We start from the raw sequence: 7,450 nt of genomic DNA on the forward strand, positions 1-7,450 counted from the left end.
CCCGCCCGCATCTCATGCAGAAGCGGGCCTCTTCAGGAGCCTCGGCTCCACAGTGCGGACAGAACGACGCCATCGGGGTGCTCCGTGATGATCCGGGGACGGTCGGGTGACCCGCCGTCACCGGCCGTCACCACGTAATCAACGGACACATCTTTCCCGCCGCCCGGTTCCCGTCAACTGCGATGTGCAACAAGGGACTTACTTGATCCCGCGGTGCAGCGCGACGATGCCGCCGGTGAGGTTGCGCCAGGCCACCTTCTGCCAGCCGGCGCCCTGGAGGCGGTCCGCCAGCTCGGGCTGGGTGGGCCAGGCGCGGATCGACTCGGCGAGGTAGACGTACGCCTCGGGGTTCGAGGAGACGGCGCGCGCCACCGGCGGCAGGGCCCGCATCAGGTACTCGGTGTAGACCGTGCGGAACGGGGCGTACGTGGGGTGGCTGAACTCGCAGATCACGACCCGGCCGCCCGGCTTGGTGACGCGGTACAGCTCGCGCAGCGCCCGGTCGGTGTCCTGGATGTTGCGCAGCCCGAAGGAGATCGTCACGGCGTCGAACGTGTCGTCCTTGAACGGCAGCTTCGTGCCGTCGCCCGCGGTGAACGGCATCCACGGGTGGCGCTTCTTGCCGACCCGGAGCATGCCGAGGGAGAAGTCGCAGGGCACGACGTAGGCGCCGGCCTGGACGAAGGGCTGCGAGGACGTGGCCGTGCCGGCGGCGAGGTCGAGGATCTTCTGCGCGGGCCGCGCGTCGACCGCCTTGGCGACCTCCTTGCGCCAGAGCCGGGCCTGTCCCAGGGACAGCACGTCGTTGGTGAGGTCGTACTTCTCCGCCACGTCGTCGAACATGGAGGCGACTTCGTGGGGCTGCTTGTCCAGGGATGCACGGGTCACCCGGCCATTGTGTCAGGGGGTGCGTCGTCGTGTGCGGCCCGGTGGGGCTTCTCGCGCCCCGCGGCGGAGAACCGGGAGACGCCCCCGCGGCGCCTAGCGGCCCCGGTACACCAGGCGGCCGCCGATGACCGTCGCCACGCACGTCGACGCGCCGCGCCGGACCAGGTCCGCCCGGTCGGCGACGTCGAAGACGGCGAAGCGCGCGGGGCCGCCCACGGCGAGGCCCGGCAGGAGCACCAGGGGCTTCGGGGACAAGGAGACCGGTCCGGGCAGGCCGTCGGGGCGGGCCGCGAAGACGAGGCCCGAGCGCTGCGCCACCTCCAGCACGGGCTTGGCCCGCAACTCACCGGCCAGGGCCACCGTGCCGTGCGCGAACAGCCGCTGCACGCCCCGCCGCGCGCTCGCGCCCAGCCGGGACGGATCGGCGCGGAAGATCTCCCGGGCCCGCTCGCCCCCGATGGGCGCCGTCCCGTACTGGTCGGCCTCCCGTGGATCCGGGTGGTAGGTGCCCTCCAGGATCTCGGGACCGTACGGGTTGAGCAGCCCGGGCGTGAGGATCCCCGGCCAGTTCCGCACCCGTGCCTGCGGGTGGGCGGCGGCCAGCTCCTCGTACGGGCCGAGCGCCTTGACGCGCTCGCCCTCGACGAGGACGGCCGACCCGTCGGCCGCCGTGGCGTGAAGTGTCAGCACGTCCGGCTCAGTTGGTGGAGACGAGCTTCAGCTCGGGGTGCGCGGTGCCGCCCTCGATCGCGATGGACGAGATGTGCGAGGAGACCCGGTCGTCGACGGGGTCGTTCGCCGGGTCGTCGTGCACGACGAGGTGCTCGTACGTCGTGGCGCGCTGGGCGGGGACGCGCCCCGCCTTACGGATCAGCTCGATGATCTCCATGCGGTTGGAGCGGTGCTTGGCACCGGCCGAGGAGACGACGTTCTCCTCCAGCATGATCGAGCCGAGGTCGTCGGCGCCGTAGTGCAGGGACAGCTGGCCGACCTCCTTGCCCGTGGTCAGCCAGGAGCCCTGGATGTGCTGGACGTTGTCCAGGAAGATCCGGGCGATCGCGATCATCCGCAGGTACTCGAAGAGCGTGGCCTGCGTACGGCCCTTGAGGTGGTTGTTCTCCGGCTGGTACGTGTACGGGATGAAGGCCCGGAAGCCCCCGGTCCGGTCCTGTACGTCGCGGATCATGCGCAGGTGCTCGATGCGCTCGGCGTTGGTCTCGCCGGTGCCCATCAGCATCGTGGAGGTGGACTCGACGCCCAGGTTGTGGGCGGCCTCCATGATCTCCAGCCAGCGCTCGCCGGACTCCTTCAGCGGGGCGATGGCCTTGCGCGGCCGCGCGGGCAGCAGCTCCGCGCCGGCGCCGGCGAAGGAGTCGAGGCCCGCGGTGTGGATCCGCTGGATCGCCTCCTCCACGCTCACCTTGGAGATCCGCGCCATGTGCTCGACCTCGCTCGCGCCCAGGCTGTGGATGACGAGCTGCGGGAAGTCCTTCTTGATCGCCGCGAAGTGGTGCTCGTAGTACTCGACGCCGTAGTCCGGGTGGTGACCGCCCTGGAACATGATCTGGGTGCCGCCGAGCTCGACGGTCTCCGCGCAGCGGCGCAGGATGTCGTCGAGGTCGCGGGTCCAGCCCTTCTTGGTGTCCTTGGGGGCCGCGTAGAAGGCGCAGAACTTGCACGCCGTCACGCAGACGTTCGTGTAGTTGATGTTCCGCTCGATGATGTACGTCGCGATGTGCTCGATGCCCGCGTACTTGCGGCGGCGGATCGCGTCGGCGGCGGCGCCCAGCGCGTGCAGCGGGGCGTCGCGGTACAGGGCGACGGCTTCTTCGGGGGTGATGCGCCCACCGTCGGCGGCACGGTCGAGGACTGACTGAAGCGCGGCCTTCTCGGTCACCGGGCGTGCCCCTTTCGGAGGTGTAGAGCTGAAATCTCAGCGTACGTCAGCGGGCCATGGCCCCCAGCAGAACCCCCGCGTAGGCCCCGAGGGTCATGAAGGGACCGAACGGGATCTCGGTCTTGCGCCCGGCGCGCCGGGTCACCACGAGGGCAAGGGCGTACAGGCCGTTGAACAGCACGCCGGCGAACGCCCCGATGAACAGCACGCCCCACCCGTACCAGCCGAGCGCCGCCCCGAGGCCGAGCGCCAGCTTCACGTCGCCGAAGCCCATGCCCCGGGGGTAGGCGAGGAGCAGCAGCAGGTATCCGGTGCCGAGGCCGAGCGCCCCGAGCACCGCCCCGCGCCACGAGCCGCCCGGCTCCGGCAGCAGTGCGGCGGCGCCGAGCGCGGCCAGGGCGAGCCCGGCCAGCGGCAGCGTCAGGACGTCCGGGAGCCGGTGCACCGCGAAGTCGACGGTGGCCAGCAGCACGGCGACCGGCGCGAGCAGCAGCCAGGCGCCGAGCTCGGGCCGGGTGCCGGTGGCGGCGGCGAGCAGGGCGCAGGCCGCCGCCGTGACGGCGGCGAGGAGCGGGGCCGGGGGGCCGGGCCGGACGCCGAGCCAGCCGCGGGCCCGGCGCCACGGCTCGCCCGGTTCGACGGAGAGGCGGTGGGCCGGGCGCGGCAGCAGCAGTCCGGTGGCGGCGCCCCACAGCGCCGCGAGGGCGGTCAGCACGCCGACCGGTCCGGTCGGCGAGCGGGCCGTGGCGGTGTCAGTAGTACGGGTTGTAGAACTTGCCGCTGAAACAGCTGTCCTGCACCTGCGATCCCAGCCGGTTCTCCACCTGGATCCGGGCGCTCACGATGCCCTCGTCGTGCGAGGCCCGGGGCGTCCACGACTTCGACTTGCCGTAGCCGGCGCGGTTCTCGTGCCAGCTGTACGAGTGCCGCCTGCCCGCGGCCGTCGTGATGTCGACCCGCACCCTCACCCAGTCGCGGCCCCGCTTGGTGTCCTTGACCCCGAAGCTCGCCCTCATCGACTTCTTGCCGGTGAAGTCCGGGGCCATGAGGGCCCCCTGGGCACCCCCGTCGGACGTCTTGCACGACTTCACGGCGGTGGACGCACCCACCGGAGCCGTGGCCAGAACCACGGCGGCCACCGCGGTCGACAGTGCCACCACGGTCATACGCGTCTTGCGCACGGATCCCCCTCGTCGGCGTTCCGGGCGCCCAGGTCACGGGAGCCCGACTCGCGCCGAATGTACCGACGTCCGCCGCCCTTCCCGCGCCGACGGCGCCGTGCCGCCGCATCAGTCCACCCGCACGAGACGCGCCCGCGGATTCCCCGCCCGGGGGTCGTCCGACGTGAAGCGGAGCGCCTTCCCGTCGCGCCGCAGATGAACGGGGTGAGCACCCTGCAGACACTGCGCCTCGCCGCCCTTCTTCCCTCGCCCCGTGGCCACGAGTTCGTCCGCGGTGGCCGACTTGAGCGTGAGGACGTCCACGCAGACGCCGCCCAGGGCGTCCGTCTGCGTCACCGTTCCCAGCGGCTGCCCGGGCGCGGCCTGCCGGACGACGATGTCGAAGGTGCCCGCGGGCAGGTCCTGGCCGAGCCCGGTCGCCGTCCCCTGACCCCGCCACGCGCCCACGTAGAACTGCGGGACGGACGCGCCCGTCGGGGCCGACGCGGATGGGGATGCGGATGCCGATGCCGCTGGGCGGGTGCCGCCCGCGGATCCGTCGTTCCCGCTGTCGCTGCCGCCGCCCGGCAGCATGTTCACCACGAAGATCCCGCCCACCGTCACCGCGGCCAGCGCCCCCGCCACGGCGAGCGCCACCGAGCAGCTCACCCTGCGGCCCCGCCCGTCCGGGCTCTGCGGGGACGACGTCGCGGACACCGACACCGAGAGGCGGCCCGGCCTGGCGTCCTGCGGGGCCCGCGTCGGCGAGGGCGTCGGGGTCGCCGGGGGCGCCGGGGGTTCGGACCGCTGCACCGGTACCGGTGCGTACGCCGGGTCCGGCGGGCCGAAGACCCCGGCCGGTTCCGGGCCCCCGGTCACCGAGGGGCTGCTGAAGCCGACCGGGCCCGACGGGGCCACGGCGTCGGCCGGCGTGCCTTCCAGGTCGAGGAGCTGGACGGCGCTGCGCGACACCTGTTCCACCAGCGCCCCGGGCAGCCAGCCCGCCGCGACGAGCCGGGCCGCCCCCTCGGGCGCGAGCCGCCCGGCGACCTCCTGCGGGGTGGGCCGCGCGGCGGCGTCCTTCGCCAGGCAGGCGGCCGCCACGTCCCGCAGTTCACCGGTCAGGGAGCCGAGTTCGGGCTGCTCGTGGACGACCTTGTAGAGCAGCGCCGCCGACGAGTCGCCGGGGAACGGGGACTCCCCCGTCGCCGCGTACACGAGCACCGCGCCCAGCGAGAACACGTCCGCCGCGCCCGTGACGCCCTTGCCGAGGATCTGCTCGGGCGACATGTAGCCGGGCGAGCCGATGGAGACGCCGGTCGAGGTGAGGGAGGCCGTTCCGTCGGTGGCGCGGGCGATGCCGAAGTCGATGAGCCGCGGCCCGTCCACGGTCAGCAGCACGTTGGACGGTTTGACGTCGCGGTGGACGAGTCCCAGGCCGTGCACCGCCGCCAGCGCCTCGGCGAGGCCGGCCCCCAGGACCCGTACGGAGTGCTCGGGCAGCGCGCTGCCGTCACCGGCCGCCTGGGCGAGCGAGGGCCCCGCGACGTATCCGGTCGCCACCCACGGCACCGCCGCCTCGGGATCCGCGTCGAGCACCGGCGCCGTCCACGCCCCGCCGACCCGCCGCGCCGCCGCCACCTCGCGCCGGAACCTGGCCCGGAACTCCTCGTCGAGGGCGAAGTGCGGATGGACCACCTTCACGGCGACCGTCCGCCCCCCGGCGCTGCGGCCCAGGTACACGCGGCCCATGCCGCCGTGCCCGAGCCTGCCGAGGAGCCGGTAGGGCCCCACGGTCGTCGGTTCATCGGCCTGAAGCGGCTGCATGCTGGAACCTCCCCCGAACGCCCCACGGCGACACGCGCGCACCAGCAGCGTAGTGCCGGTGTGCGAATGCCGTACGTTCACCCGGATTTCACGCGGTTCCTACGGGAATCGGCAATGTCGTTCACCGATCACCCTTCGGCGGAATTCCCCGGCCGGGGGCACCGGGCGGAATTCCCGGTGCCGCCGAACCGGATCACCGGGATCACCGGGCGAGAAGTTCGACCTTCACATCAGCGGGAAATCCCGTGGTCGGTCCGACGCGCCGCGCGAACTCCGTGACGCCTTCCAGTTGCGCCGTCCCGAAGCGGAAGTCGAGCGTCGTGAAGTACTCCTCCAGGACGGTCTCGTCGAAGACCTCCCAGCGGGCCGCCTGCTCGGCGACCTTGGTGACCTCGTCGAGGGACAGGTCGCGGGAGGCGAGGAACGCCTCGTGCACCTGGCGCGTGATGGCCGGCTCCCGCTCCACGTACTCCTTGCGGGCCGCCCACACGGCGAAGACGAACGGCAGGCCCGTCCACTCCTTCCACATGGCGCCCAGGTCGTGCACCTGGAGTCCGAGCCGCGGCGCGTCGTGCAGGTTGGCCCGCAGCGCGGCGTCACCGATGAGGACGGCCGCCTCCGCGTCCTGCATCATCAGGCCCAGATCGGGCGGGCACGTGTAGTAGTCGGGCCGTACGCCGACGCGCTCGGCGAGCAGCAGCTGCGCCAGGCGGACCGACGTGCGCGAGGTGGAGCCGAGGGCGACCCGTCGGCCGTCGAGCTGGTCGAGCGGCACCTGCGACACGATCACGCAGGACATGACGGGGCCGTCGCAGCCGACGGCGAGGTCGGGGAAGGCCACCAGGCGGTCGGCGGCCTTCAGGAATTCGACGAGGGTGACCGGCGCGATGTCCAGGTCGCCCTTGACCAGCTGCTCGCTGAGCTTCTCCGGGGTGTCCTTCGTCAGCTCGAAGTCGAGGAGCGATCCCGTCCTGGCCAGGCCCCAGTACAGGGGCATGCAGTTCAGGAACTGGATGTGGCCGACGCGCGGTCGGGTGCGCCGCGCGGCCTTGGAGATCTCGGGAGAATTGTCCACATCGGCGAGGCTAGACCCCATGAGGTACGGTGCAGGATCCGGGTCGTGGACGACACCGGTCAACCCCCCGCCAAGGCATCGTCAAACCTCCGGGTGACGTGATCTTGCCCTCTATTGCTTTCGGCTGCCTGCGTGCTAGGCTCGCCGCAAGTTGCAGTTTGGTTTCCCTTGCAGTACAGAGCCTGCGGAGCATGTAACCGCAGGCTCTCGTCGTTTTCAGACTTTTGCAGTTGTTCGCAAGTGCATTTGCAGGTTCTGGAGCAGGGCGACCCTTTGGCCCATAGGAGGGCTTATGGCTACCGGAACCGTGAAGTGGTTCAACGCTGAAAAGGGCTTTGGCTTCATCGCCCAGGAAGGCGGCGGCCCGGACGTCTTCGTCCACTACTCGGCGATCAACGCGAACGGCTTCCGCTCCCTCGAGGAGAACCAGGCCGTGACCTTCGACGTCACCCAGGGCCCGAAGGGCCCGCAGGCGGAGAACGTCACCCCCGCCTAATCTCTCCTGATCACGCGGTCATGGCCGCATTCTGATCCGGAACCGAGAGCAGTACCCAAGGAGCCCCGCGCCGTCAGGCAGCGGGGCTCCTGCCTTTTCCGTACGGG

At 71.9% G+C, this 7,450-nt stretch carries 9 protein-coding genes; 1 reads left to right on the top strand and 8 read right to left on the bottom strand.

What is annotated here, in order from left to right; genetic code table 11:
* The 8 genes from M4J07_RS48620 to M4J07_RS45695 all read right to left on the bottom strand — a co-directional run.
* The coding region (locus M4J07_RS48620; protein ID WP_374215198.1) for a zinc-ribbon domain-containing protein at window positions 1–73 on the bottom strand (73 nt) is incomplete at its 3' end.
* A 125-nt stretch (window positions 74–198) separates the two neighbouring features.
* Window positions 199–888: a demethylmenaquinone methyltransferase gene (locus tag M4J07_RS45665; protein WP_255982885.1), complete on the bottom strand. Its 690-nt coding sequence runs from the start codon at window positions 886–888 to the stop codon at window positions 199–201.
* Between the two features lie 93 nt (window positions 889–981).
* Complete coding sequence (locus tag M4J07_RS45670; RefSeq protein WP_255982887.1) at window positions 982–1,578, bottom strand: imidazolonepropionase-like domain-containing protein; 597 nt, start codon at window positions 1,576–1,578, stop codon at window positions 982–984.
* Window positions 1,579–1,585: 7 nt separating this feature from the next.
* Window positions 1,586–2,785: a cyclic dehypoxanthinyl futalosine synthase gene (gene mqnC, locus M4J07_RS45675; RefSeq protein ID WP_255982889.1), complete on the bottom strand. Its 1,200-nt coding sequence runs from the start codon at window positions 2,783–2,785 to the stop codon at window positions 1,586–1,588.
* Window positions 2,786–2,831: 46 nt separating this feature from the next.
* Window positions 2,832–3,500 (bottom strand): prepilin peptidase, encoded by a 669-nt coding sequence (locus M4J07_RS45680; RefSeq protein ID WP_255982891.1) that lies wholly within the window; start codon window positions 3,498–3,500, stop codon window positions 2,832–2,834.
* A gap of 37 nt (window positions 3,501–3,537) precedes the next feature.
* Window positions 3,538–3,966 carry a hypothetical protein gene (locus M4J07_RS45685; protein WP_255982893.1) on the bottom strand — a complete coding sequence of 143 codons (429 nt, stop codon included), beginning with the start codon at window positions 3,964–3,966 and terminating at the stop codon, window positions 3,538–3,540.
* A gap of 108 nt (window positions 3,967–4,074) precedes the next feature.
* Complete coding sequence (locus M4J07_RS45690; RefSeq protein ID WP_255982895.1) at window positions 4,075–5,772, bottom strand: serine/threonine-protein kinase; 1,698 nt, start codon at window positions 5,770–5,772, stop codon at window positions 4,075–4,077.
* 202 nt (window positions 5,773–5,974) lie between these two features.
* A complete protein-coding gene (locus M4J07_RS45695) occupies window positions 5,975–6,868 on the bottom strand; it encodes a menaquinone biosynthetic enzyme MqnA/MqnD family protein (protein WP_255982897.1) in 894 nt (297 codons plus the stop codon).
* A gap of 271 nt (window positions 6,869–7,139) precedes the next feature.
* Between M4J07_RS45695 and M4J07_RS45700 the strand changes: the two genes are divergently transcribed.
* On the top strand, window positions 7,140–7,343 hold the full coding sequence (locus M4J07_RS45700) for a cold-shock protein (RefSeq protein WP_003948780.1): 204 nt from the start codon (window positions 7,140–7,142) through the stop codon (window positions 7,341–7,343).
* Window positions 7,344–7,450 lie beyond the last annotated feature (107 nt).

Origin of the sequence: Streptomyces longispororuber, assembly GCF_024448165.1 — a bacterium.
Lineage (GTDB): Bacteria > Actinomycetota > Actinomycetes > Streptomycetales > Streptomycetaceae > Streptomyces > Streptomyces longispororuber_A.